Below are 22,870 nucleotides of genomic sequence, written 5' to 3'. Positions count from 1 at the left end.
CTACAGCCGCGTGCAGGGCTCGTGCAGGCTGAGCTTGCCCAGCGTGGCGCCCTGATAGCCGACCTCGACCGCCCGCGCGCCCATCGGCGCCTGCTTGTCCGGTTCGAACACCGAGGACCACTCCAGATCCAGATCGGGCCCGGCCGCGCCCGCGGGATGGATCGCGACCATGCCCTCGCCGTCGGGACGCAGGTCCGTGATCGTGCGCCGCAGCCCGGCGCGGGTCAGCTCGCCCTCGTTCGCGGCGGCTTTGAGCAGGGCTTTCAGCGGATAGGAGATGGCCCACCCGAGCGAGTAGCCGAAGTTCGACGGTTCGTTCTCGACCGCCGCGCGCGCGTGCTGGGCGCCGAGACTGGTGCCGCTCCAGCTGTCGACCGGGGTCGTGTAGTTGTAGAGCGCGGTCAGCGCGGGCGCCGCCGGCGTCTGCAGCAGGGCAGCGTTCCAGGTGGGCAGCGAACCGAGGAAGCGGCCGGTGTAGCCGGACTTCACCAGCTTGCCCACGATCTCGGCGGTCTCGGCCGGACCGGTCGCGAGCATCACCAGATCCGGTGCGGCGGCCAGGATCTCCTCGACCGGACCGTCCTGGTTGCCGACCTCGCCGTTGGGTCCGGTGTCGATTCGGTCAGCGATGGTCGCGCCGTTGGCGATGGCCCACTTCAGCGCGCCGCTGGCGTAGTCGCCGCCGTAGTTGCCGCGGTAGGCGACGACGGCGATGTTGCGCGGCGCGTAGTGGGCCCGGGTGAACCAGTCCAGTCCGGTCACCGCTTCGGTGCAATAGGAGTAGCCGGCGCTGAGCACCAGGTTGCGGTCGGCGCTGCGGTAGTTCCAGCCCGACCACTGGGTGGCGGCCACGCTGACCATGTCGTCGGCGTCCATCTGGTTGAGCATCGCGATGGTCTGGCCGGTGCCGAAGCTCATCGCCAGCGCCAGCACATGCGGCTCGATCTCGGTGTAGGCGGTGCGGTGGGTGCGCGGGTCGAGCGAGGTGTTGCGGGTGTAGGTGGTGATGTCGATGTCGTAGCCGCCGATGCCGCCCGCCTCGTTCACCGTGTTCCAGAACGCCAGCTGGCCCTCGTTCATCGACGCGCCCAGCGCCGTGAACGGCCCGTTCGCCAGGTCGGAGAGGACGCCGAGATAGATACAGCCCCGGTCCTTGTGCACCGAGCCGGGGCAGGGGGCGCTGGTCACGCCGGGTTCGGTGCCCGAGTCGCCCGAGGAGCAGGCCGCGGTGAGAACCAAGCCGGCCGCGACGGGAATCGCCGCGGCGCGCCGCAACCGACTGCTGAATGCCATGAGGTAACTCCTTGTTCCAGCCGCCCACGGGATCACGCTCGTCCCGAACCGGCCGATCGAGAACAGTACCCCTCCGCACCGGCGCGTCTGCCGTGATCTCACAACTCCGCGCGGTGTGGTTCGCTGCGGTGTCACAACGCGGACACCGCCCACTGGCACGAAAATAACGGGAAGAATCCGGCCAGGGGGAGTGTTATCATGACTAGCCCGCAGGGTGCGGGCACGTACGGGGCTGAACGGTTTCGACTGCGTACGTTGATTCAGGGGAAGCGTGTCGGTGCAGGCAAGAGACCACCGTAAGCGTCGTTGCAACCAATTAAGCGCCGATTCCAATCAGCGCGAGTACGCCCTCGCTGCCTAAGTAGCAGGTCGTCTCTGTCAGACCGGGTTCGTCCCTCGACCCGGACCCTGGCATCAGCTAGAGGGAATCACCGTCCGGCTCGGTCACGGAGTCGGATGGGACATCAAACAGTGACTGGGATCGTCATCCGAGCTTGTTCGCGAGACCCGGAGATCCGAGCAGAGACATAGCGAACTGCACACGGAGAAGCCCTGAAGACGCGGCGGAGGACCCGGGTTCGATTCCCGGCAGCTCCACTCGAGGCCCTCTACCTGTCACGACAGGTAGAGGGCTTTTTCATGCCTCGTCCGACTCGGTCAGCGCGTTGGCTCGACCGATGGATCCAGCTTGTCGGCGGGCAGGTGGCAGGTGATTTCCATCGCGATGACCACTTTCCCACCGTCCGGATCATCGACGGGCGTGTTGAAGACGGTGAAAGTAGCACCGTCGCTCGGTATTCCGAGAACGACCTGATTCGAGGCCGGGCCCAGTGTGGATCCGCGATCGACCAGCTCGATGCCGATCTCCCGGGCAGCGGCTATGGCCTGATCGCGAAAGGCGGGCCATCGCTGCGCCAGCCGGTGATTGCCGTCGTAGGAGCGATACTTCAGTTCCCGTCCGCCGGCCGCGCCGTCTGCCCCACCACAGTCCTCGATCCGGGCACTCTGGGAAGGCAGAAATCGCATGCTGGGGTCGAGCGTGCTCATCACGGTCTGTAGCTGGGCGACAACGGTCTCGCCCTTGGCTTGCGCTTCCTCCAGTGAACCGCGGGTACGCAGCTCGGCGTCGGCTCGAGCGACGGCCTCAGGGCTGGGCGCTGACGGGCTTTCACCACTGTCGCGCGCCGCCCAGCCCCACACCAGCACTACCGCGATCCACATCGCAACCACGGTCCCCAGCCCGATCACAACCGTCAGGACCAGAACTTTCGCAGCTGACGCTCCCTTCCTACCCATCTACGTCACCTGACCGTTTTGGGATCGGTTGCATTTTCGGGCAATCCAGCGACGATCGCGGCGAGGTTGTATCCGGAGCGATGCAGTTGGCCGGTTGTGCCGTCGGTGCGGCCGTACTCCGAGTGACCCGTGGCTCCGGAGAAGGTCATTGGCTTGCCGGTAGCGGGGTCCGTGACCGTGATCGGGTCGGTGCTGAGGTGGGTGACCCACGGCATGGAATTCGGGCTTCTCCCGAAGGCGTCAAGATTCGCGACGGGATCCCGGTCCTCGCTCATCTCGTACACGTGGCCGTTGCGCAAGCCCAGGTCACCGGCATTCTCCACCGCGTCGTTCCACCCGAGGTTCGTGATCGGCGACCCGGCCCCGCTGATTCCGGGCAGCCCGGGCACCTCCGCGCCCAGACCAGGGGAACCATAGAACACCACGTCGTCTACAACACCGGACTGCTCTTGCAGGGCAAGGCTGGTCGCCAAGGAGCCGTAGGAGTGCCCGAGCGCGGTGATATGCGGGTCGTTCTTCTCACTGGCGACGTCGAGGCCGTCGTAGAACGACGACAACGGCGCGGCGGCTTCCTGTGCGCGTCCCTCATTGGTCACGTTGATCATGTCCGGTTCGACAGCCTCGAGGCTCATACCACCCTGCGGCGGGTCGTAGCCGAACCAGGCGATCGCGGCGACATTTTCATCGCCCCGTCCGGCGTTGCCCAGCTGCGTCTCCGATGTTCTGATGAGTTGCTCGGCTTCGCCGATCATTCCGCCGTGCAGGTTGCCGGTTCCGCCCCCGAGCAGGGTTTCGTCGAGGTCCGAACCGAGACCAGGTGTTGTCACCGAGATGTGGTCAGCAGTGTCGGGGTTGCCGACAGCGACTGCGGCTCGACCTTGCCGACCGGATTGCATGTCCAGCGCCATCAGATAGCGTGGCGGGTTCGTCGCGGCAGCACTGTCCCCGACTGCGGCACGTACCGCTTCGAGATCTTTGATCTTCTGATTGGTCCTGTCCAAGCCCGTCTGCGCTTCGGCGACTCCCGCCATGTCGCCGGTGGCGCCAGCGGTCACCACGGCGTCCTCGAACCGGGCTTTGTCCGCGACGAGACGGTCGTATTCGGGCTGGATCATCGCGCGGTTCGCTTTGTCTCGGACCTCAGCGGGTAACCCATCGAGGTTGCCGACAGAGCCCGGCGAGCTGGACAGAATCTCGTTCTTCTGTGTTGTGGTCAGCGAGTCCCACCACTTGCGATTGTCCTCCGCTGTGCCGTTGACGGGCGGCTGCGGCGCCGCAGCCGCCGGTGTCGTCGCGTTGCCGAACGACTCCGGCGTCGGGAGGTTCTCGAACGCCGCTTCGATAGCGGTCTTCGCTGCTGTGTCGGCATTCATCGCACCGGTCAGCGCTGCCTTCACCGCGGCGGTGTGGGTGTTCGCGTCGACCTGTAAAGCGGCCATGCCTGTCGTGTACTTCTCCGCGACAACGGTCGGATCGGTGGATTGACTCGCGATCGACGAGTACAGACGCTGCTTGGCGGTCTCGGTGATCACACAGGTGCCATCGTCGCGCACCTCGAAGCTCTTCGCGACGGCGTCAGCCTTCTTCGCCGCAAGAAACCCTTGCGCGGATCCAACCGTCCACTGTGCCGATGTGGCGGCGTCCTTGCCGCGGTCGAGAGCATCGGCGATGAGCAACGCCTTCGTCCGCACCTGGTCGAACCTCGCGCGCATGGCGTCGCCGGTTTTCCGGCGGAATGTCTCGCGCGACCCGTCGACCGCGCGATATTGCGTGTCGATGGCGTTGCGCAGCTCAGCGGCTTGGCGGGTGAACTCGGCGGCCTGCGCACCGAACGCGGCGGGTTTCCACGACTCCACCTGTGGGACGGTCAGATGCTGGCTCATCGCGGTGCCACCCCGCCGAGCGCACCGGCGAACGCTTCGTCCTGCTGCTCGAAGGTGATCACCGCGCCGACTGTCTGGCCGCTGAGCTCCGTGAGTGCGGTCCCCACCGCTCCCATGGCCTTGTCCGCACGACGGGCGGCGAGCTGATACGCCTGCGGGGCATCGCCGTTCGGCATGCATTCGAAGACCCCATCGGCCAACGCCCCGCCCTTGCCGATGACCTGGACTGCTTGACCCGCCGTCCCCATCCCGGCCGCGAGCGCGCGTACCGCGTCGGGATCGAGATCGAACTGTTCGGCACTCGGCGTCGGACTCATCGGTTTCCCTCCCCACAGGGCACGTCAACGACGTGCTCCCCACCGCGATCGACTCCGGCCCACTATAGACTCCCTGAGCACCGCCAGGATGATCGATAGGGGATCAACATCATGACCGGCGCTCTCGACCCACTCCACGTCAACACCGGGCAACTCCACGCCGGTCTTACCTTGCCCGCCTCGGCTTCAGCGGCTGGGAACATCGCAACGGTCCAGGTCAGCGCCGATGGTGCGCTGGAAGCGATCCATCTCACCGACGCCGCACGACGCCTCGATCCCGACTCCCTCGTCGCCATGATCATCCGCCTGCACGCCACGGCACTGTCCGAATCCCGTGCCGCAGTTGCCGCAGCGGTTGCCCAACTCGACAGTGATCCTCGGTTGCAAGCCCAGCGCGAACGGTACGTCGACGCACTCCAGCAAGCGCTCCCCGTGCCACCACTACCACTGCCCGCTCAGCAACCGGTTCCGCAGGATCAGCAGCACCAGCCGATGACACCCCGACCGTCTGCGTCGCAGCCGTGGCACGATCAGCAGCCTGGCTGGAACCCGACAGCGACTTTCCCGGCTGCCTCGGCACGTCGGGAGCCCACGCCCGAAGACGACGAAGCCGACGACGCTTACTTCCAGCGTTCGTCCTGGCTCGAGTAGCGCACCGAAAAGGACGACCACAGCTACCTCGTCGGTTGGGCGTAATGCGGTCCGACGCAGACGGAGTGGTGCTCGTTGCGGTTCGGCCGTTTGGATCTGCGCCGGGCAGTGGGCCCTCCAGCTGGGAGCGCCCACTGCGTCTCATGTGCCTACTGTGCGGACAGGCTCTCGATTGCCTCGCGGATGAAGCAGAGGGGACAGATCGGGTCGAAGGGTGGGGTCGGCTGGCCACCGATGACGGGGTCGGCCGACGGGGCTGGTGGTGCGGCGGTGGCTACGGTGGGGACCGTGCCGATCGCCAGGATGATCGCGGCGGTGGCAACGGTTCTGGACAGGATTCGGGTCATCGTCTCTCCTGGCTCGATTGCGGTACCTGATCGTCGTGGGAGGGTGGCCCGGTCAGCCGCCGGCCTTGCGGCGGAAGGTCCGCTTGCCGCCGGCCGCCGACTGCGTTCCCCGCACCTTCGCGGAGTCGCGCGAGGCCGCAACACCTTTCGCGTTCGCGCCCTTGCGCTCCAGCGCCTCCCGGAACTTGCGCTTCGTCGCCTCTTCCGGCGACTCGGTCACCGCGTTCTCGGCGGCGCTTTCCTGTTGATCGGCCATTCCTACAGCCTGCCATCTCCGCGGCTTCCGCGTGGTTCAGCCGGTCGGAACGGCTGGGGGGCGGTCGGGGACGAGGTGGGTGGCGATGGCGGTGCCGAGGGGGATGGCGGTGTTGTCGGCGGGGGAGGTGGGGCCGAGGGTGGTGTAGGCGATGACGGTGGTGTCGGTGCGGTTGTCGTGGAGGACGACGCCGTCGTAGCCGCCGTAGGACGGGTTCATGTACAGCCAGTCGGCGAGGTGGACCACGCCGAAGGCGAAGTACTTCTCGGTGGTGAAGGGGCCGAGGCCCGCGGTGGAGGGGCCCATCATCTGGTGGAACTGGTCGGTGGTGAGGCGTTCGCCGGTCGCGAGGGCACGGACCCAGCGGGCGATGTCGGTGACGGGGGCGTTCATGTTGCCGCTGTGCAGGAAGGCGGTGGGGTTCCAGAAGGTGGAGTCCTCGAAGAACTTTCGTTCGTTGGTGTAGCCGTGCAGGTAGGGCGCGTCGATGGCGGGATCGAGGACCACCTTGCTGTTGTGCATGCCCAGGGGAGTGAGGATGTGTTCGGCGATCAACTCGCCGAGGGGCTTTCCGGTCGCGTTCTGCAGCACCTCGCCGAGGACGACGAGATCGCTGTGCGCGTAACCGAAGTCGGTGCCCGGCGCGAACACGGGCGGTCGCGCGTTGGCGCGTTCGAGGAGTTGGCTCGCCGTCCACTCGCGGATCGGGTTCTCGCCGAAGATCTTCAGGAATTCCGGCTCGGTGACGTAGTCGGCGATGCCGGAGGTGCTGTTGGCGAGCATGCGCGGGGTGATGGTGTCGGCGCGGGGGAATCCGGGGAGCCAGCGTGCGATCGGTTCGTCGATCTTCAGTACGCCCTCGCCGTCGAGGCGCCACAGCACCGTCGACAGCATGGGTTCCATCGGCTGCCCCACCCGCACCTTCATCTCCGGCCGCGCGGGCACGCCGAGCGGTGAGCCGCCGAGCGCGCCGAGTGCGATTCGCTCCTCGCCCCGCCACACGCCGTACACCGCGGAACTGAGGTCGAGGTCAGCCATCTTCGTCCGCACGATCTCGGTGATCGGACCGACCTCCGGACTCTCGGACGGGGCGGATTCGGTGTCGGAGCCGCACGCCGTGGTCAGGGCGAGCGCCAGCGCGAGCACCACCCCGAGCCGACGCGACACGCTCATGACGGCGATCCCTTCCTGGGGAGAAACGCACCCGAGCAGCGCAGACGAATCTACGCCGAGTGCGCCACCGGCGACAGCCCCGTCTTTCCCGGCCCGCGGTGGGCGTCAGTAGGATCCTGCGCAGCGGGGGCTGGCCAGGAGGTGGCTGTGATCGAGGTGTGGGGTACGCGGGTCGCTGTGCGATACGCGGACGGGCGGTTGGTGACGACGCCGTTGCGGGCCGACAACGAGGCGGCGCTCGACATCGCGGTGGCCGAGCTGTCCAAGATCGCGCTCGCGACCACCGACGACGATCAGCTGGCGCTGCTGCTGTTCTTCCGGTCCGCGCGGATCGGGGCGGACGGGACGGCGGCGGATCGGCATCCGGTGCCGGTGTTCCTCGAGACCGGGGTGCGGGTGCAGGCGCAGGTGCTGGTCCGGGCGGTGGAACGCGAGCTGGTCGGGTTGCGCAGGGTGTTTCCGCCGCGACCGGATCTCACGCCGCCGCCGGTCGTCCCCGGCCCGCGCGGCGCGCGGCGCGCCGATGTGTCGGCCGCGGCGGCGCGCATGCGCAACGCGGGCAATTCGGTGCGCGAGATCGAGATCCTGCACGGCTGCGTCCGGCCCGACGAGTACGTGCTCGAGCTGGCCCAGGCCGGACACGAGGGCGCGCCGGGACTGGTCGCGATCACCACGCTGCGCCTGCTGTTCGTCTCGGCGTGGGCGGTGTACGAGCTGCCGGTCGCGGTGGTCACCGGCGCCGAGGTGCGCACGGCGCCGGGCCAGGTGGTGACGCTGCGGATCTCCGGGGCGGGCACCGAACTGGACTTCCTCGACTGGGAGCCCGACGATTTCGGCCGCGTCACCGAAGCGCTGCGGCTGGCCTGCGAGATCGAGCACGTCGACGGGTCGATCGCCGCGTCGCTGCCGTCCTCGGCGGACCTGTTCGGCGAATGGCAACTGCTGGTCGAGCGGCGCAAGCTGGGCATGGTCGCCGACGAGCCGTTCCGGCGTCAGGCGGTCGGCATCATGCTGGCGATGCCGGGCTGAACACCGGCGCCCCCGGATGCAGCGCCACCCGACGCCACGGGCTGGACGGGCGCAGGTGCAACCCCGCGAGCATGCGCCTGCGTTCGGCGATCTGGGTCCTGGCCGAGGACAGGTCCTGGGTGGCCGCCCAGAAGATGGCGCCGGTGAGGAAACCGTCGCCGAGCTGACGCCAGTTGCGGTAGTGCTGCCTGGCGCGGTCCAGGCCGCCGAGCATGTGCTCCCACGCCTCGTCCTCGGTGAGGTATCCGGCCGTGTGGGCGGCGCGGGCGATGAACACCAGGCGGGCCAGATCCCACGCGGTCGCATCGGTCTGCAGCGGCGTCGGCAGGCTGTCGGTGATGCCGAGTTTGATGGCCTGCAGCCACGCGTCGTAGTCGCGGTCGATGCCGGCGGGCCCGCGATAGCCGCGGAAACCGGAGAGGGTGTGCAGGAATTCGCGGTGCTCGTCGGCCAGGCCGGAGCGGTCGACGCGGCCCTGCTCGGTCGCCGCGGCGACGGCCAGCGGATGGACCAGTTCGAACAGCGGCGCGTGCATGCCGACGAGCAGCCTGCGAATGGTGTCGCGCGCGTCCTCGGCGTTGTCGACGCCCCACGACTCGTGCAACCCCTCGATCGCGGTCTCGCGCCGGGTCGCGGTGCTGTCGTCCTCCTCGGGCAGGAACGCGACGCCGTCGCAGAACGCGCCCCAGCTGCGCCCGTAGTAGGCGCCGACGGCCAGCGCCCTGATCCGGTCGTCGTCGACGGCCGCGCCCGACCAGACATCGGGTTCGTCGTCGATGTCGGGACCGGGAAAGCCCGCGACGCGCGGACGCTGCGCCGAACCTGCCGGTTGCATGGAGCCACCCCTCCGCCGAGCCGAAATGTCGTGGCCGGATCTTACGACTGCCGCGTCAGCCAACGGCGCGCGGTGCGTACATGATGATGCCGACGCCGACCAGGCACACCACCGCGCCGAGCACGTCCCAGCGGTCGGGCCGGAATCCGTCGAGCGCCATGCCCCACAGCAGCGACCCGGCGATGAAGACCCCGCCGTACGCGGCGAGGATGCGCCCGAAATGCGCGTCGGGCTGCAGCGTCGCGACGAATCCGTAGACACCGAGCGCCACGACACCCGCTCCCGCCCAGACCATGCCGCGGTGCTCGCGCACACCTTGCCAGATCAGCCAGGCGCCGCCGATCTCGGCGACGGCGGCGAGCAGGAACAGCACAGCGGAGCGCACCACGGACATGGCCCGACCCTAGAACCTCAGCGCCCGAACGCCCGCAGCTGGTAGAGCCCACGGCTGGTGGCGACGGTGGTGCCCTCGGTATCGGTGACCACCGCCTCGAGCGTGAAATCGGACTTGCCGTGCTCGGCCGCCTCGGCGGCGACCCGCGCGATCTCGTCCTCGGTGAGCGAGGCCTCGGCGGTCAGATCGGTGCGCGCCATCTTCCGGAAGGAGATGTCGAAGGACTTCACCAGCGGGTAGAAGGCCGCCGTGTCGAAACTGCCCGCGGTGATCGCGCCGCCGAGAACCTCCGCGACCGTGAACTGCACGCCGGCGTAGATGGCGCCGAAGTGGTTGCCGTTTCCCTCGACCGGCACGGTGGTGCGCGCGTAACCGCGCCGCACCTCGAGCGCGCGGACCCCCATCTTCGCGGCGGCGGGAATGGTGAGGGCGATGGCGCCGTTCACGGTCTCGACCAGCGAAGTGTCCTCGTCGGGCATGGGAGACGTCCTTTCGATCCACCGTCCGGGCGGACGGTGAGCCCAGGGTAGCGGCGGGCCGAGCGCTCCCGGGCCGCTTCGGCGCACTGTCGGTGGGGCGGTCTACCGTCGAGAACGTGGCGGACTACCGGGAACGCGCGGCACGGCTCGACCGAGCCGTCGTCTGGTCGCGCACGGTCGCGCCGGACGCGGGTCCGGTGACCGTGTTCCCCGACGGCTGCATGGACCTGATCTGGACCGAGGGCGCGCTCATGGTGGCGGGCCCGGACAGTCGTGCCTTCCACGCGGCCGCGCCGCGGGCCGCGGAATTCGTCGGCATCCGGTTCGCGCCGGGCACCGCGCCGACCCTGCTCGGCGTCCCGGCCACGGAACTGCTCGACCAACGGGTGCCGCTGGCGCAGCTGCTCCCCGAACGCCGGGCGCGCGAACTCGTCGAACGGATCGACGACGCGCCCGACCGCGCCACCGCGCTGGAATCGATCGCGCGCGAATTCGCGGCAACGAGCGGACCCGCCGATCCGCGGCTCACCGCGATCGCCGACACCTTGGGCGCCGGCGCCTCGGTGGCGGAAACCGCTGCGCGCGTGGGGATGTCGGCTCGGCTGCTGCACCGGCGGTCGCTGACGGCGTTCGGCTACGGCCCCAAGATGTTGGCCAGGATTCTGCGTTTCCAGCGTGCGCTCGCCGAGTTGCGCGCGGGCGTCCCGGCGGCTGAGACCGCGGCCGTCACCGGGTTCGCCGACCAGGCGCATCTGTCCAGGGAGTTCCGTGACCTGGGCGGATGCTCGATTCGAGCGCTCCGACCCGGCTGAGCGGCCGGTCGGCGCCCGGAAAGTCTCATTCGGCAACGCCGCGCCGGAAAGTTATGCTCTCTGTGCACGCCCCGTCGCAGCAGGCAAGCCCGAACACCGACGAGAGGATGTGACCCCCATGATCGACGTATCGCTGTACTCCACGCTCCGCATCGAGGCCGAACGAGACGAGGTCCGTCGACTTGTGGTCGGCGCCGTCATCGTCCGGCACAACCGGGTCCTCATCCTGCGCCGTCGACGATCCGATTCGCTGAGTGGGCTGTGGGAACTGCCGAGCGGCGTCGTCGAGCCCGGCGAGGCACTCGACGACGCGGTGGTCCGCGAGGTGGCCGAGGAGACCGGACTCGAGGTCACTGGCATCGGCGACTATCTGGGCGAGTTCGACTACCTGTCCGGCGGCGGCGCCCGTACCCGGCAGTTCACCTTCGCCGTCGAGGTGGCCGCGCCGGGCCCGGTGACGCTCACCGAGCACGACACCCACCTGTGGGCCAGGCTGGACGGCGAACCGCCGGTCAGCGACGAGGTCGGCGAGATGCTGGGCCGATATCAGCGGCGGCAGCGCGATCCGCGCGGCTGGTCGGCCTACTCGTTCGGCAACGGCGCGTAGAGGTCGATGCCCTGGCCGTCGGGGTCGGCGAGCGTGGCGTAGCGCTGGCCCCAGACGGCGTCCCACGGCGCGAGGTCACCGTGGTATCCGGCGTCGACGAGCTCGTGCCAGAGTTTGTCGACCTCGGTCGCGTCGGCGCAGCGGAACGCGATGCCGCTGCGCCCGTGGCCGGTCGGCGGCTGCCAGCCGGGGGAGAAGGAGGCCACGACCTGCTCGGTGTCCAGGAGGAACCGCAGGCCGCCGGCCAGTTGGGCCTCCGCGTGGCCTTCGTTCTCCGCGCCCTCGGGGAACACGAGCCCGAGCTTGCGGTAGAAGGCGATCGAGGCGGCCATATCGGAGACGACGACGGAGATCGCATCAAGCTGTGGAGTCATATCCGCAGCGTAGGCGGGCCGCGGTGCGGTCGTCTTGAAGAAATCGGACCTCAGCGGGCCGGCACGGGCACCAGTTCGGCGATGAGGTTGCCGATCAGGATCCGCAGGTGGTCGCGCACACCGCGAACCACCTCGATCGGCTGTCCGGCCGGGTCGGCGAGGACCCAGTCGCGGTAGCTGATGCCGGGGAAGTAGGGGCACACCTCGCCGCACCCCATGGTGACGACCACGTCGGAGAGCCCGACCGCGTCGTCGGTGAGTGGTTTCGGCTTCTCGCCGGAGATGTCGATGCCGATCTCGGCCATCGCGGCGACGGCGGCGGGATTCAGCTCGGGCGCCGGTTCGCTGCCCGCGGTGCGCACCTCGATCCGGTCACCGGCCATCGCCCGGAGGAATCCCGCAGCCATCTGCGATCTACCCGCATTGTGGACGCAGACGAACAACACGCTGGGAGTGTGGGCCATGGTCGCCCTTTCGGTGCGGGAGCGAAGTGCTTGTGGCGCTTCGGGTTATCGCCACCATCATTCCATCCGTACCGCCACCCGCGCGGGCGGTGCGGAACAACCGGCGACACAATTGTCCGGCGATGTCCGCACCACGCCCGCCGCCGAGCACGTACGCGGGACGGGTCAGTCGAGGGTGCCGAGGACGCGACGCACGTAGTCGTTGGCGAACACTCCGGTGGGGTCGAAGCGGCGGCGGACCTCGGTGAAGCGGTCCCACTCGGGGTACCGGGCACGCAGGGTCTCGGCGGTCTGGAAGTGCCGCTTGCCCCAGTGCGGGCGGCCGGCGTACCGGTCGAACACCGCCTCGCAGGCGCGGAAATACGGCTCCCACTCCATGCCCTGGTATTGGTGCACGGCGATGTAGCAGGTGTCGCGCCCGCCCGCGGGCGAGAGGAACGCGTCGTCGGGGGCCACCCAGCGCACCTCGATCGGCATCGGCGTGCCGAAACCCTTGGTGAGCTCCACGATCTCGCCGATCGCGGCGACCGCGTGCTCGCGCGGGATCGCGTATTCCATCTCGGTGAACTTCACCAGCCGCGGTGACGCGAAGACCCGATAGGACCGGTCGACCTTGCGGTTGTGGCTGCCCGCCTGCGTGGCGATCCGGTGGATCGTGGGGATGGCGGCGGGAATCAGTTTGCCCGCCTTGCACATTCCGTCGAACACGTGATTCGACAGCAACACGTCGTTGAGCCAGGCCGTGAGTTGCCCGCGCGGCTGCTCGAGCTCGTCGGTGCGGTTGCCCGCCTTGGTCATCGCCACGCCGCTGTGCGCGAAGATGAAGAACTCGAAATGGTCGTTGCCGTCGACGTGTTCGTCGAGTTCGGCGAGGACGTCCGCGAGCGGGACCGGCCGCTCCACGAGGTCGAGCACGAACGAGGGCTCCAGCTGCAGGGTCACCGCGGTGACCACACCCAGCGCGCCGATGCTGACGCGTGCGGCCCGCCAGCCGTCGGGATCGGTCTGCTCGTCGAGTTCGACGCGGGTGCCGTCGGCGCGCATCACCTCCACCGCGTGCAGCGCCGCGGAGATGTTGCGCAGCCGGGCGCCGGTGCCGTGCGTTCCGGTGGCGGTCGCGCCCGCGATGGACTGGGTGTCGATGTCGCCCAGGTTGGGGAAGGCCAGGCCGTGCGAGTGCAGCAGCGGGCTGGCCGCGTGCAGGGTGAGACCCGCTTCGACCCGGACCCGGCCGGTCGCGGTGTCGACGTCGAGCACGCGGTCGAGACCGCCCAGGTTGATCAGGGTGCCGTCGGTGAGGACCGCATCGGTGAACGAATGGCCCGATCCCGCGACACGCACCGTGCGGCCCCCGGCGGCGGACGCGGTGACGATCTCGGCCAGTTCCTCGACGTCGCGCGGGGCGGCGACGACGGCGGGTGCGCAGCGCTGCTCGCCTGCCCAGTTCACCCAGGTGTTCTTGGTCATGCGTCCAACTGTAGAGGATCAGTTGTGACGCGCGCTACTGAACCGGGGGAGAAGTGCTGCTCAGCGCCGTCGGCCGAGGCAGCCCGCGGCCTTGGCCTGTTCGACCTCGACATCGGTCAGCGGGTCGACGAGCAGGGGCCTGCGCGGGACCGAATCGGTGCGCACGCCGTTGAGCGTGATGGCCATATAGCGCTGCCACACTTGGGAATTCACCGGCGCGGAGAATTCCGCGAACGCGGCGACCATGTGGATCAGCGCGAAGAAGTCGGTGGTCGTGATGTCGGGATGCACCGCACCGGCCGCGCGGGCGCGCTCGACGATCCCGGTGACGGCGGGCCGGATCCGGTCGCGGATCTCGGCGAAGCGGGCCGGGTCCTCCTCGAGCTCGAGCATCACCTCGCCGAACCCGCGATTGGTCGCCAAGTGCTGGCAGGCGTGCTCGAAGAACTCGACCAGGCCGAGCCACGGGTCCGGATTGCCCATCGCCGTGTCGGCCGCGTCGGCGAAGTCGACCATGTGCTGGTCGAAGACCTCGGCGATCAGTTCCTTCTTGTTCGCGAACCGGCGGTAGACGGTGCCGACACCGACCCCGGCCCGCTCGGCGACATCGTCGAGGGTGATCTCCAGCCCGTGATCGGCGAAGAGCTCGCGGGCGGCCGCGACGATGCGCGCCTGATTGCGGGCGGCGTCGGCGCGCAGTCGGCGGGGTGGTGTGGCAGTCGTCGTGGCGTGATTCACAAGTACATCCTATCAATCCGGGGATTAAGTGGAGGTGGTTTCTCCGTTACTCTGGTAGCTTCGGTGGAAGCGGAGGGGATACCTCCGATTGTGCCACCACTTCGACCACCAGCCTTCTCACAAGGGGAGTTATGACCACCACACTCGACACCGGGACGAAGAGTCCCGCGGCCGCGGACACGGGCCGCCGCGGGTCCCACGCCCTGCGCTGGTGGGTGCTTGCCGTGCTCGGCATCGCCCAGCTGATGGTCGTGCTCGACGCGACGATCGTGAACATCGCCCTGCCCGCGGCCCAGGCCGACCTCGGCTTCGGTGACGCCGACCGGCAATGGGTCATCACGGGCTACGCGCTGGCCTTCGGCAGCCTGCTGCTGCTCGGCGGCAGGCTCAGCGACCTGTTCGGTCGCCGCAACACCTTCATCATCGGCCTGGTCGGCTTCGCGGTGGCCTCCGCCGTCGGCGGCGCGGCCACGACTTTCGAGATGCTCGTCGCGGCCCGCGTCGGCCAGGGCGTCTTCGGCGCGCTGCTCGCGCCCGCCGCGCTCTCGCTGCTCACGGTCACCTTCACCGAACCCGGCGAACGCGCCAAGGCCTTCGGCATCTTCGGCGCCGTCGCCGGCGCCGGTGGCGCGATCGGCCTGCTGCTCGGCGGCGCGCTCACCGAATGGGCCTCGTGGCGCTGGGCGATGTACGTCAACCTGATCTTCGCCGCCGTCGCGCTCGTCGGCGCGGTGCTGCTGCTGGCCAAGCACACCACCTCGGCCGCACGGCCCAAGCTGGACTGGCCGGGCACCATCACCGTCACCGCCGCGTTGTTCGGCATCGTCTACGGCTTCTCGCAGGCCGAGACCGAGGGCTGGACCGCGCCGTCCACCCTGGCGTTCCTGATCGGTGGCGCCGTGCTGCTCGCGGCCTTCGGCTGGATCGAGACCAGGGTCGCGCACCCGCTGCTGCCGCTGCGCATCATCACCGACCGCACCCGCGGTGCCGCCTACCTGACCGTGTTCATCATGGGCATCGGGATGTTCGCGATCTTCCTGTTCCTCACCTACTACATGCAGCTGACCCTGGAGTACACGCCGATCATCACCGGCGTCGCGTTCCTGCCGATGGTCGCCGGCATGGTGGTCTCCTCCACCACCGCGCCGTCGCTGCTGCTGCCGAAGGTCGGTCCCAAGGTCGTCATCAGCGGTGGCTTCCTCGTCGCCGCGGCGGGCATGCTCTGGCTGACCCGCATCGGTCTGGACACCAGCTACGTCACGCACATCCTGCCCGCGCTGGTGCTGCTCGGCCTCGGTCTCGGTGGCGCCATGTCGGTGGCCTTCCAGGGCTCGACCGCCGGTGTGCAGCACGAGGACGCCGGTGTCGCCTCGGCGATGGTCAACACCAGCCAGCAGGTCGGCGGTTCCATCGGCACCGCGCTGCTGAGCACGATCGCGGCCTCGGCGATGACCGACTACGTGTCCTCGCACCAGCCGGGCCCGCTGACCATGGCCCAGGGCGCCATCGAGAGCTACACCACCAGCTTCTGGTGGGCGACAGCCACATTCGTCCTCGGCGCGATCGTGATCGGCGTGCTCATGCCGAACACGGTGCCCGCCCCGGCCGAAGGGGAGCCGGTGCTCGCGCACTGACGAACGAGCCGATGGCCCGGACCGGAACTCGGTCCGGGCCATCGGCGTCTGCGGGGCGCTCGCCGCGCGGCGCCAAGTGCTGAAGGTTTGCCTGGGTCCCCGGTTGTCGGTGCGTCTCGATACCATGAGCAACGACCATCATCGGATCGGCAGGGGAGGGCAGCGCCATGACATCGCGGCCCGCGACGCTCGATCCGGCGGTCCTCGCGGCGATCTCGGTGGGCGGCGGGGTAGGCGCCTGCGCCCGCTTCGGCGTGGGGCACTGGTGGCCGGTGCGCCCCGGCGCGATCCCGTGGTCCACCCTCACGATCAACGTCACAGGCTGCTTCGCGATCGGCGTGCTGATGGTGGCGGTCACCGAACTGTGGCAGGCGCCGAAGCTGGTGCGCCCGTTCCTGGGAGTCGGTGTGCTGGGCGGGTTCACGACTTTCTCCACCTACAGTCTCGAGCTTCGTACACTGTTCGATACCGGTGCGACGGCCTCGGCGCTGACCTATCTCGGCCTGTCGGTTCTGGCCGGGCTGGGTGCCGTGGTCGTGGCGGTGAGCGCGACCAGATGGGCGGCGGGCGCGCGACGGCGGCGGACATGAATCCGAGGACGGAAGGGTGCCATCCGATGGTCGAGAGGGGAGACTGCCGATGACGACCGCGCTGGTGGTGGCGGGCGGAATGCTCGGCGCTCCCGCCCGATACCTGCTCGACCGGGCCGTGTCCGCCCGGTTTCCGGCGGGGCTGCCGTGGGGCACGCTTGCCGTTAATATTGTCGGTTCGGCGTTGCTCGGCGGTCTGATCGGCGCGAGCGCGGGCAGTTCGCTGCTGGCGTTCGCCGGCATCGGCTTCTGCGGTGCGCTGACCACGTTCAGCACGTTCGGTTACGAGACATTTCGTCTGGTGACCGAGGGCGCCTCTGTGTATGCCGTGGGCAACGTCGTGATCAGTGTCGCGGCGAGCCTGGCCGCGGTGTACGCCGCGGCGTCCCTCACCCAGTGGTTGTGCGCATGATCCTCATGACCAGCCGCGCGCAGCCGACACGGAAGGGAACTCCCACCATGGCCCACGATCGCGCCGGACGGCCAGCACGCCCGACCGACCTGGTGGACATCGCTCACCTGGTCACCGCGTACTACAGCCACGTCCCCGATCCGGCCGAACCGGCGCAGCGGGTGGTCTTCGGCACCTCGGGCCATCGCGGCTCCAGCGAGGATTGCGCCTTCAACGAGGCCCACATCATGGCGATCACCCAGGCGATCGTCGAATACCGCGCCACCCGCGGCATCACCGGCCCGGTCTACCTCGCGCGCGACACCCATGCCCTGTCCGAGCCCGCGTGGACCACCGCGCTCGAGGTGCTCGCGGGCAACGACGTCACCGCGGTGATCGACGCCCGCGACCGCTACACCCCCACGCCCGCGCTGAGTCATGCTGTGCTGCGCCACAATCGGGGCGGCACCAAGCATCAGGCCGACGGCATCGTGGTCACCCCCTCGCACAACCCGCCGCGCGACGGCGGCTTCAAATACAACCCACCGCACGGCGGCCCCGCCGACACCAAGGCCACCGACGCGATCGCGGCCAGGGCCAACGAGTTGCTGGTCGGTGGCTTGGCGGCGGTGAAGCGGGTCTCGCTGACGCAGGCGCTGAGCACTCACGTCGAGCGCTACGACTACCTCGACCACTACGTCGCCGACCTGCCGAACGCCTTGAACCTGGACGCGATTCGCGGCGCGGGCATCCGCATGGGCGCCGACCCCATGGGCGGGGCGAGCGTGGACTACTGGGAGGAGATCGGCCAGCGCTTCGACCTCGAGCTCGAGGTGGTCAACCCGTTCGTCGACCCGACCTGGCGTTTCATGACGCTCGACAGCGACGGCAAGATCCGGATGGACCCGTCCTCGCGCCACGCCATGGCGGCCCTGGTCGGCATCAAGGACGACTACGACATCTCCACCGGTAACGACGCCGACGCCGACCGGCACGGCATCGTCACCCCCGACGGCGGGCTGCTCAATCCCAACCACTTCCTCGCGGTAGCGATCGAATACCTGGTCGCGAACCGGATGTGGTGGGACGCGCTCACCAAGATCGGCAAGACGGTGGTCAGCTCGTCGATGATCGACCGGGTCGTGAACGTGCTGGGCCGCGACGTCTACGAGGTGCCGGTGGGTTTCAAGTGGTTCGTCCCCGGATTGTTCAGCGGCAGCCTGGCATTCGGCGGCGAGGAGAGCGCGGGAGCGTCGTTCCTGCGTATGGACGGCACCGTGTGGACCACCGACAAGGACGGCATCCTGCTTGCCCTGCTCGCCGCCGAGATCGCCGCCGTCACCGGGCAGACCCCGTCGGCTCGCTACGGCGAACTGGAGCGTCAGTACGGCAGCCCGGCCTACGCGCGCGTCGACGCCGCCGCCACCAGCGCGCAGAAGGCCAAGCTCGCGGCGCTGACCCCCGACGCCATCACCGGCACCGAGATCGCCGGCGAGGAGATCACCGGCATTCTCACCACCGCGCGCGGCAACGGTGCGGCGCTGGGCGGATTGAAGGTCACGACGGAGAACGCCTGGTTCGCCGCGCGCCCGTCCGGCACCGAGGACAAGTACAAGATCTACGCCGAATCGTTCCTGGGCCCCGAGCACCTCACCCAGGTGCAGGCCGCGGCCGAGGAGATGGTGAACCAGGCGTTGAGCGAGTGAGCGCTCCGGCGAAGGTCCGGCTACCCGCCGAGATCTGGGTCCTGATCGCGGCGGCCTTCGTCATCGCGCTGGGCTTCGGTCTCGTCGCTCCGGTTCTGCCGCAGTACGCCCGCGAGTTCGGGGTCGGCATCGCGGCGGCCTCGGCGATCGTCAGCGCCTTCGCGTTGATGCGGTTGCTCTTCGCGCCCGCCAGCGGCAGGCTCGTGCAGAAGCTGGGCGAGCGCCGGGTGTATCTGGCGGGCATCCTGATCGTCGCGCTCTCGACCGGCGCGTGCGCACTCGCGCAGACGTATTGGCAACTGCTGGTGTTGCGTTCGCTCGGCGGCGTCGGGTCGACCATGTTCACGGTCTCGTCGATGGCGCTGATCATCCGGGTGTCCCCGCCCGCCGCGCGCGGACGCGTCTCGGGGATCTACTCGACCAGCTTCCTCATCGGTTCGCTGCTCGGCCCACTGGTCGGCGGTGGTCTGGCCGGACTCGGCTTGCGCGCGCCCTTCCTCATCTACGCCGCGGCGCTGCTGATCGTGTGCGTGATCGTGTTCGCCGGGCTGCGCGAATCACCGGTGCTGCGGGTCGAGGAGGGCTCGGCCGCACCGGTGTTCACGTTCCGCCAGGCCTGGTCCGAACCCGCGTACCGCGCGGTGCTGCTGTCCAGTTTCGCCGGCGGCGCCGCCGTGTTCGGTGTGCGCATGGCGTTCGTCCCGTTGCTGGTGGTGGAGATCCTGAAACAGGAATCCGGCATGGCGGGCGTGGCGCTGACGGTGTTCGCCGCGGGCAACGCCGCCGTGCTGTTCGTCTCGGGCCGGCTCTCGGACCGGTTCGGCCGCAAACCGTTCCTCATCGCCGGGTCGGCGATCTGCGCGATCGGCACCGGCGTGCTCGGCTTCGCGCCCTCGCTGCCCTGGTTCCTGCTCGCCTCGTTCGTGGCCGGGCTCGGCTCGGGCATGTTCAGCCCCGCCCAGCAGGCCGCGCTGGCCGACGTGATCGGCGCGCGCGCCCGCGGCGGGCCGGTGCTCGCGGCCTTCCAGATGGCCGCCGATCTGGGCACCGTCCTCGGTCCCATCGTGATCGGCTGGATCGCCGAACGCACCTCGTTCGGCGTCGGCATGGCCGTCACCGGCGGCGTGCTCGCGGTGTCGGCGGCCCTGTGGTTGGTGACGCCCGAACCGTCGCGGATCAGACACCCCGAGGACCCCGAGCATCCCGATCACGCCGGTGACGGCATCGACCCGCAGTGCACCGGCGACGGCTGTCCCGACGGCGTGCCGGTGGTGCGCAACGGACTGGCCCCGCGGCCCGTCGACTTCGACACACCGAAACGGTAGATCCCCAGGTCAGCACCGGTTTCTGCGGGCCAGGCGACACGGCGTCGTCATCTCGAGGCAAAGTGGACGGGTGAGCAGCGCCGGTTCCCAGCACAATCCCCGTCCCGTTTCGAGCAACACCACCTACGCCCTGGCCGCGGTGGCTGTCGTCGTGATCGGGCTCCTCGTGTTCGCCGCGTTCAAGTGGAACAAGCCGACTCCGACCGAGGTGCGCAACGACGGCTACGGCCCGGTGCGCGAGGCCGCGGTGCAGGTCACGACCACGCCCGAGGGCGTCATCCGCCTCGGCCGTCCCGACGCCGCCAAGACCGTCGACATCTTCGAAGACCCGCTCTGCCCTGCCTGCGGCGCGATGGAGACCACTTTCGGCCAGGAACTCGCGCAGAAGATCGACGAGGGCAAACTGGCGGTGAACTACCACTTCGTCGCGTTCCTCGACGAGCAGTCCAAGAGCAAGGACTACTCCACCCGCGCCATCGCCGCGAATCTCTGTTTCGCCCAGACCGGTTCGGGCCCCACCTTCGGCAAGTTCCACGAGGCCCTGTTCACCACTAAGCAGCCCGACGAGGGCGGCGCCGACCTGAGCAACCCCGCCCTGGCGACCCTCGCCACCGAATCCGGCGCCCCCGAATCCGTCGCCTCCTGCATCACCGGCGGCGCCCAGCTGGACGCGGCCCGCACCGCCGCGGGCAAGAACCTGGCCGACCTCGACGCCCGCACCGGCAACAAGTCCGCCACCCCCGCCATCTACGACGGCACCACCGCCATCGACTGGCGCGACGACACCTGGGTCACCACCCTCGCCCCCTGACCCCGCGTGAGGTTCGGCACATTCTAGTCCGCCCCCACCTCTCCCGCCCGCCCCACCCGCCTCTCCAAACCCCACTTTTTCGCCCTCTACCAGCCGATTTGTAGTCGCCGAGAACCATGGTGTAACTTCATTCAGGCAGCAGCGAGAGCGGCTGAAACAAAAGAACACGGGGCTATGGCGCAGCTGGTAGCGCACCACACTGGCAGTGTGGGGGTCAGGGGTTCGAGTCCCCTTAGCTCCACTTCAAAAGGGTCCGGCTTTCGAGCCGGACCCTTTCTCGTTCCATTGCTATTCACGTGGGCCGCTGGTTGATGGTCCACCGGGTGCGATCCTGCAATGATGTGCGTATGAGCACCCCGGACCAGCGTCGCGAGCAGCGGATGACCGCCGAGGAATTCCTGGACGGCGCGGCGGACGGATTCGGGGACATCGAGATCGTCGACGGTCGTGTCCTACGAATGATGGCGCAGAGCCCGTTGCACAGCCGGGTCGTCCGGAGACTGGCCGGCCTGCTCGAGGCGGGACGACGGCCGGGCGGGCCTTGCATGATCGTGGATTCCGATGTCGCGGCGCGGTTTCCGGACAGCGAATCCACTGTGGCCGATCGGCGGTTGAACATCCGCTATCCCGATGTCTGGATCCGCGATTGCGAGCCGTACGACGTGAACTCGGTTCGAGACCATCTGCTGCTGGTCGTCGAGGTGACTTCGGAATCAACAATCGACGCGGATATCACCGACAAGCGGATTCAGTATGCGGCAGCAGGAATTCCGCGCTATCTCATCGTGCGCCTCGACCAGAAGGAAGAGCGCATCGAGGAGATCGAGGAATATCGCCTCGACTGGTCGGGACGTCGCTACCGAGTGCACACAGTCCACCGCCGAGTACTCCTCCTCGACGAACCGGTCGAAGTGACGATCCCCTTCGACGTGCTCGAGCACGCCTGACAAGGGGATGCGGGCCCGAACACCTTCAACGGAAACCTGTCGCAGATGCGAGAGGCGATGGGGACGATGTACGCGTTGAAGTCCCAGGCCCGAGCGCTCATGCAGATGCCAAGCGGTGACGGCCGCACCACCGCGGGGCCCACCTTCGAGTACGTCGCGCCGCAGGATCGAGGGTAGTCGAACGGTCTCGGTACGAGCACTGTCACAGAATCTCCGCCTGCCCTGTCCTTGGTACAGCGGAGTTTCGCTGGCCCCGCGCAAACGTCCGAAGGAAAGGAATGAGCATGAAGATCGTCGTCATCGGCGGCACCGGCCTGATCGGTTCCAAGCTCGTCGCACGACTCGGTGAGCACGGCCACCAAGCGGTTGCGGCCGCACCCAATACCGGCGTGAACTCCGTCACCGGCGAGGGAGTCAAAGAAGTTCTGCAAGACGCGAACGTCGTGGTCGACGTTTCCAATTCGCCGTCGTTCGCCGACGACGACGTGCTGGATTTCTTCCGGACCAGCACAACGAACCTGCTCGAGGCCGCCGCCGCGGCCGGTGTCGGGCATTACGTCGCGCTGTCGGTGGTGGGTTCGGAACGGTTGCCGGACTCCGGGTACCTGCGCGCGAAGGTGGCGCAGGAGGAGCTGATCGAGGGCTCGGGCCTGCCGTTCTCGATCGTGCGCGCCACGCAGTTCTTCGAATTCGCGGGCGGCATCGCGGATTCCGCGACCGTTGACGGTCAGGTTCGGCTCCCGGGTTCCAGTATGCAGCCGATGGCCGCGGACGATGTGGCTGCCGCTGTCGGACGTACCGCCGCGGGCGAGCCGAAGAACGGAACCATCGAGGTGGGCGGCCCCGAGGTCATCGCTCTCGACGAATGGATCCGCACCGTGCTGAGCGCGCGGTCGGATGCGCGCCGAGTGGTCACCGATCCCGAGGCCCGGTATTTCGGGGCGGTGCCGCAGCGTGAGCTGCTGCCCGGCAGCGATGCGCAACTGGCGCGGACGCGGCTGTCGGAGTGGCTGACCAGCAACTGAACTGTTCGCGCGGGCGGCATCGGCTC

At 68.7% G+C, this 22,870-nt stretch carries 27 protein-coding genes, 1 tRNA gene and 1 other RNA gene; 15 read left to right on the top strand and 14 right to left on the bottom strand.

The features are described from left to right. Positions 1-1,293 carry an ABC transporter substrate-binding protein gene (locus tag DFR69_RS05355; protein WP_244198103.1) on the bottom strand — a complete coding sequence of 431 codons (1,293 nt, stop codon included), beginning with the start codon at positions 1,291-1,293 and terminating at the stop codon, positions 1-3. 228 nt (positions 1,294-1,521) lie between these two features. Between DFR69_RS05355 and ssrA the strand changes: the two genes are divergently transcribed. Further along, positions 1,522-1,893, top strand: a transfer-messenger RNA (tmRNA) gene (gene ssrA, locus DFR69_RS05350). 57 nt (positions 1,894-1,950) lie between these two features. Here ssrA and DFR69_RS05345 read toward each other — a convergent pair. From DFR69_RS05345 to DFR69_RS34335, 3 genes are read right to left on the bottom strand one after another with little or no spacing between them, the layout of a single operon-like run. Next, positions 1,951-2,589, bottom strand: a complete 639-nt coding sequence (locus DFR69_RS05345) for an LppA family lipoprotein (protein WP_110036320.1) — start codon at positions 2,587-2,589, stop codon at positions 1,951-1,953. Between the two features lie 5 nt (positions 2,590-2,594). Continuing rightward, the gene (locus DFR69_RS05340) at positions 2,595-4,472 is read right to left on the bottom strand and encodes an alpha/beta hydrolase (protein ID WP_167456159.1); all 1,878 of its coding nucleotides are present in this window, start codon (positions 4,470-4,472) and stop codon (positions 2,595-2,597) included. After that, positions 4,469-4,789, bottom strand: a complete 321-nt coding sequence (locus DFR69_RS34335; RefSeq protein WP_167456158.1) for a WXG100 family type VII secretion target — start codon at positions 4,787-4,789, stop codon at positions 4,469-4,471. Before DFR69_RS34335 ends, DFR69_RS05340 begins: the two co-directional genes overlap by 4 nt. Positions 4,790-4,900: 111 nt before the next feature. Between DFR69_RS34335 and DFR69_RS33825 the strand changes: the two genes are divergently transcribed. After that, positions 4,901-5,440: a hypothetical protein gene (locus tag DFR69_RS33825; RefSeq protein ID WP_146229197.1), complete on the top strand. Its 540-nt coding sequence runs from the start codon at positions 4,901-4,903 to the stop codon at positions 5,438-5,440. A gap of 149 nt (positions 5,441-5,589) precedes the next feature. On the opposite strand, the gene DFR69_RS05335 is transcribed toward DFR69_RS33825, so the two are convergent. From DFR69_RS05335 to DFR69_RS05325, 3 genes are read right to left on the bottom strand one after another with little or no spacing between them, the layout of a single operon-like run. Continuing rightward, positions 5,590-5,787 (bottom strand): hypothetical protein, encoded by a 198-nt coding sequence (locus tag DFR69_RS05335; protein ID WP_110036318.1) that lies wholly within the window; start codon positions 5,785-5,787, stop codon positions 5,590-5,592. A 52-nt stretch (positions 5,788-5,839) separates the two neighbouring features. Further along, the gene (locus DFR69_RS05330) at positions 5,840-6,043 is read right to left on the bottom strand and encodes a DUF5302 domain-containing protein (RefSeq protein WP_110036317.1); all 204 of its coding nucleotides are present in this window, start codon (positions 6,041-6,043) and stop codon (positions 5,840-5,842) included. A gap of 36 nt (positions 6,044-6,079) precedes the next feature. Continuing rightward, the gene (locus tag DFR69_RS05325) at positions 6,080-7,216 is read right to left on the bottom strand and encodes a serine hydrolase domain-containing protein (RefSeq protein ID WP_110036316.1); all 1,137 of its coding nucleotides are present in this window, start codon (positions 7,214-7,216) and stop codon (positions 6,080-6,082) included. 147 nt (positions 7,217-7,363) lie between these two features. Here DFR69_RS05325 and DFR69_RS05320 point away from each other — a divergent pair, with 147 nt between their 5' ends. Then, positions 7,364-8,245, top strand: a complete 882-nt coding sequence (locus DFR69_RS05320; RefSeq protein ID WP_146229196.1) for a hypothetical protein — start codon at positions 7,364-7,366, stop codon at positions 8,243-8,245. Here DFR69_RS05320 and DFR69_RS05315 read toward each other — a convergent pair. Genes DFR69_RS05315 through DFR69_RS05305 form a run of 3 tightly spaced genes read right to left on the bottom strand, consistent with a single transcriptional unit; the run spans position 8,223 to position 9,953 of the window. Further along, positions 8,223-9,080, bottom strand: coding sequence for a DUF1266 domain-containing protein (locus DFR69_RS05315; RefSeq protein ID WP_110036314.1), 858 nt, complete (start codon positions 9,078-9,080; stop codon positions 8,223-8,225). The genes DFR69_RS05320 and DFR69_RS05315 overlap by 23 nt on opposite strands. A 55-nt stretch (positions 9,081-9,135) precedes the next feature. Next, positions 9,136-9,474, bottom strand: coding sequence for a YnfA family protein (locus DFR69_RS05310; RefSeq protein ID WP_110036313.1), 339 nt, complete (start codon positions 9,472-9,474; stop codon positions 9,136-9,138). A gap of 17 nt (positions 9,475-9,491) precedes the next feature. Next, the gene (locus tag DFR69_RS05305) at positions 9,492-9,953 is read right to left on the bottom strand and encodes a YiiD C-terminal domain-containing protein (RefSeq protein WP_110036312.1); all 462 of its coding nucleotides are present in this window, start codon (positions 9,951-9,953) and stop codon (positions 9,492-9,494) included. A gap of 116 nt (positions 9,954-10,069) precedes the next feature. On the opposite strand from DFR69_RS05305, the gene DFR69_RS05300 reads away from it, so the two are divergent. Together DFR69_RS05300 and DFR69_RS05295 are read left to right on the top strand one after the other, a co-directional pair. Continuing rightward, complete coding sequence (locus DFR69_RS05300; protein WP_110036311.1) at positions 10,070-10,765, top strand: helix-turn-helix domain-containing protein; 696 nt, start codon at positions 10,070-10,072, stop codon at positions 10,763-10,765. Between the two features lie 118 nt (positions 10,766-10,883). Continuing rightward, positions 10,884-11,372, top strand: coding sequence for an NUDIX hydrolase (locus tag DFR69_RS05295; protein ID WP_110036310.1), 489 nt, complete (start codon positions 10,884-10,886; stop codon positions 11,370-11,372). Here DFR69_RS05295 and DFR69_RS05290 read toward each other — a convergent pair. The 4 genes from DFR69_RS05290 to DFR69_RS05275 form a co-directional block, all read right to left on the bottom strand. Continuing rightward, positions 11,348-11,746, bottom strand: coding sequence for a VOC family protein (locus DFR69_RS05290; protein ID WP_186817421.1), 399 nt, complete (start codon positions 11,744-11,746; stop codon positions 11,348-11,350). The genes DFR69_RS05295 and DFR69_RS05290 overlap by 25 nt on opposite strands. A 50-nt stretch (positions 11,747-11,796) precedes the next feature. Further along, positions 11,797-12,210 (bottom strand): arsenate reductase ArsC, encoded by a 414-nt coding sequence (locus DFR69_RS05285; RefSeq protein ID WP_110036309.1) that lies wholly within the window; start codon positions 12,208-12,210, stop codon positions 11,797-11,799. 165 nt (positions 12,211-12,375) lie between these two features. Beyond that, positions 12,376-13,677, bottom strand: a complete 1,302-nt coding sequence (locus DFR69_RS05280; protein ID WP_110036308.1) for a D-arabinono-1,4-lactone oxidase — start codon at positions 13,675-13,677, stop codon at positions 12,376-12,378. Positions 13,678-13,737: 60 nt separating this feature from the next. Then, positions 13,738-14,415, bottom strand: coding sequence for a TetR/AcrR family transcriptional regulator (locus DFR69_RS05275; protein ID WP_110036307.1), 678 nt, complete (start codon positions 14,413-14,415; stop codon positions 13,738-13,740). A 131-nt stretch (positions 14,416-14,546) separates the two neighbouring features. Here DFR69_RS05275 and DFR69_RS05270 point away from each other — a divergent pair, with 131 nt between their 5' ends. The 10 genes from DFR69_RS05270 to DFR69_RS05230 all read left to right on the top strand — a co-directional run bounded on the left by DFR69_RS05270 (position 14,547) and on the right by DFR69_RS05230 (position 22,844). Further along, the gene (locus DFR69_RS05270; protein ID WP_110036306.1) at positions 14,547-16,049 is read left to right on the top strand and encodes an MFS transporter; all 1,503 of its coding nucleotides are present in this window, start codon (positions 14,547-14,549) and stop codon (positions 16,047-16,049) included. A 167-nt stretch (positions 16,050-16,216) separates the two neighbouring features. Continuing rightward, entirely contained in the window at positions 16,217-16,639 is a 423-nt protein-coding gene (gene crcB / locus DFR69_RS05265; RefSeq protein WP_110036305.1) for a fluoride efflux transporter CrcB, read from the top strand. A 49-nt stretch (positions 16,640-16,688) separates the two neighbouring features. Then, the gene (locus tag DFR69_RS05260) at positions 16,689-17,051 is read left to right on the top strand and encodes a fluoride efflux transporter FluC (RefSeq protein ID WP_110036304.1); all 363 of its coding nucleotides are present in this window, start codon (positions 16,689-16,691) and stop codon (positions 17,049-17,051) included. A gap of 47 nt (positions 17,052-17,098) precedes the next feature. Beyond that, complete coding sequence (gene pgm / locus DFR69_RS05255) at positions 17,099-18,736, top strand: phosphoglucomutase (alpha-D-glucose-1,6-bisphosphate-dependent) (protein WP_110036303.1); 1,638 nt, start codon at positions 17,099-17,101, stop codon at positions 18,734-18,736. Further along, positions 18,733-20,061 (top strand): MFS transporter, encoded by a 1,329-nt coding sequence (locus tag DFR69_RS05250; RefSeq protein WP_110036302.1) that lies wholly within the window; start codon positions 18,733-18,735, stop codon positions 20,059-20,061. The genes pgm and DFR69_RS05250 overlap by 4 nt, the downstream gene beginning before the upstream one ends. A gap of 70 nt (positions 20,062-20,131) precedes the next feature. Continuing rightward, a complete protein-coding gene (locus DFR69_RS05245; protein WP_110036301.1) occupies positions 20,132-20,872 on the top strand; it encodes a DsbA family protein in 741 nt (246 codons plus the stop codon). A gap of 168 nt (positions 20,873-21,040) precedes the next feature. After that, positions 21,041-21,113, top strand: a tRNA-Ala gene (locus tag DFR69_RS05240). 139 nt (positions 21,114-21,252) lie between these two features. Continuing rightward, entirely contained in the window at positions 21,253-21,819 is a 567-nt protein-coding gene (locus DFR69_RS05235) for a Uma2 family endonuclease (protein ID WP_244198102.1), read from the top strand. A 45-nt stretch (positions 21,820-21,864) separates the two neighbouring features. After that, complete coding sequence (locus DFR69_RS35490) at positions 21,865-21,996, top strand: hypothetical protein (protein ID WP_261774590.1); 132 nt, start codon at positions 21,865-21,867, stop codon at positions 21,994-21,996. 107 nt (positions 21,997-22,103) lie between these two features. Next, on the top strand, positions 22,104-22,844 hold the full coding sequence (locus DFR69_RS05230) for an SDR family oxidoreductase (protein WP_110036299.1): 741 nt from the start codon (positions 22,104-22,106) through the stop codon (positions 22,842-22,844). Positions 22,845-22,870 lie beyond the last annotated feature (26 nt).

Origin of the sequence: Nocardia neocaledoniensis, from assembly GCF_003182135.1 — a bacterium.
Classification (GTDB): domain Bacteria; phylum Actinomycetota; class Actinomycetes; order Mycobacteriales; family Mycobacteriaceae; genus Nocardia; species Nocardia neocaledoniensis.
The sequence above is the reverse complement of the archived record's forward strand: the minus strand, read 5'-3'. Positions and strand labels throughout refer to the sequence as shown.

Coding starts and splice junctions, on each gene's coding strand:
- DFR69_RS05355 (WP_244198103.1), bottom strand. CDS start 1,293: ATGGCATTCAGCAGTCGGTTGCGGCGCGCCGCGGCGATTCCCGTCGCG.
- DFR69_RS05345 (WP_110036320.1), bottom strand. CDS start 2,589: ATGGGTAGGAAGGGAGCGTCAGCTGCGAAAGTTCTGGTCCTGACGGTT.
- DFR69_RS05340 (WP_167456159.1), bottom strand. CDS start 4,472: ATGAGCCAGCATCTGACCGTCCCACAGGTGGAGTCGTGGAAACCCGCC.
- DFR69_RS34335 (WP_167456158.1), bottom strand. CDS start 4,789: ATGAGTCCGACGCCGAGTGCCGAACAGTTCGATCTCGATCCCGACGCG.
- DFR69_RS33825 (WP_146229197.1), top strand. CDS start 4,901: ATGACCGGCGCTCTCGACCCACTCCACGTCAACACCGGGCAACTCCAC.
- DFR69_RS05335 (WP_110036318.1), bottom strand. CDS start 5,787: ATGACCCGAATCCTGTCCAGAACCGTTGCCACCGCCGCGATCATCCTG.
- DFR69_RS05330 (WP_110036317.1), bottom strand. CDS start 6,043: ATGGCCGATCAACAGGAAAGCGCCGCCGAGAACGCGGTGACCGAGTCG.
- DFR69_RS05325 (WP_110036316.1), bottom strand. CDS start 7,216: ATGAGCGTGTCGCGTCGGCTCGGGGTGGTGCTCGCGCTGGCGCTCGCC.
- DFR69_RS05315 (WP_110036314.1), bottom strand. CDS start 9,080: ATGCAACCGGCAGGTTCGGCGCAGCGTCCGCGCGTCGCGGGCTTTCCC.
- DFR69_RS05310 (WP_110036313.1), bottom strand. CDS start 9,474: ATGTCCGTGGTGCGCTCCGCTGTGCTGTTCCTGCTCGCCGCCGTCGCC.
- DFR69_RS05305 (WP_110036312.1), bottom strand. CDS start 9,953: ATGCCCGACGAGGACACTTCGCTGGTCGAGACCGTGAACGGCGCCATC.
- DFR69_RS05295 (WP_110036310.1), top strand. CDS start 10,884: ATGATCGACGTATCGCTGTACTCCACGCTCCGCATCGAGGCCGAACGA.
- DFR69_RS05290 (WP_186817421.1), bottom strand. CDS start 11,746: ATGACTCCACAGCTTGATGCGATCTCCGTCGTCGTCTCCGATATGGCC.
- DFR69_RS05285 (WP_110036309.1), bottom strand. CDS start 12,210: ATGGCCCACACTCCCAGCGTGTTGTTCGTCTGCGTCCACAATGCGGGT.
- DFR69_RS05280 (WP_110036308.1), bottom strand. CDS start 13,677: ATGACCAAGAACACCTGGGTGAACTGGGCAGGCGAGCAGCGCTGCGCA.
- DFR69_RS05270 (WP_110036306.1), top strand. CDS start 14,547: ATGACCACCACACTCGACACCGGGACGAAGAGTCCCGCGGCCGCGGAC.
- crcB (WP_110036305.1), top strand. CDS start 16,217: ATGACATCGCGGCCCGCGACGCTCGATCCGGCGGTCCTCGCGGCGATC.
- DFR69_RS05260 (WP_110036304.1), top strand. CDS start 16,689: ATGACGACCGCGCTGGTGGTGGCGGGCGGAATGCTCGGCGCTCCCGCC.
- pgm (WP_110036303.1), top strand. CDS start 17,099: ATGGCCCACGATCGCGCCGGACGGCCAGCACGCCCGACCGACCTGGTG.
- DFR69_RS05235 (WP_244198102.1), top strand. CDS start 21,253: ATGACCGCCGAGGAATTCCTGGACGGCGCGGCGGACGGATTCGGGGAC.
- DFR69_RS35490 (WP_261774590.1), top strand. CDS start 21,865: ATGCGAGAGGCGATGGGGACGATGTACGCGTTGAAGTCCCAGGCCCGA.
- DFR69_RS05230 (WP_110036299.1), top strand. CDS start 22,104: ATGAAGATCGTCGTCATCGGCGGCACCGGCCTGATCGGTTCCAAGCTC.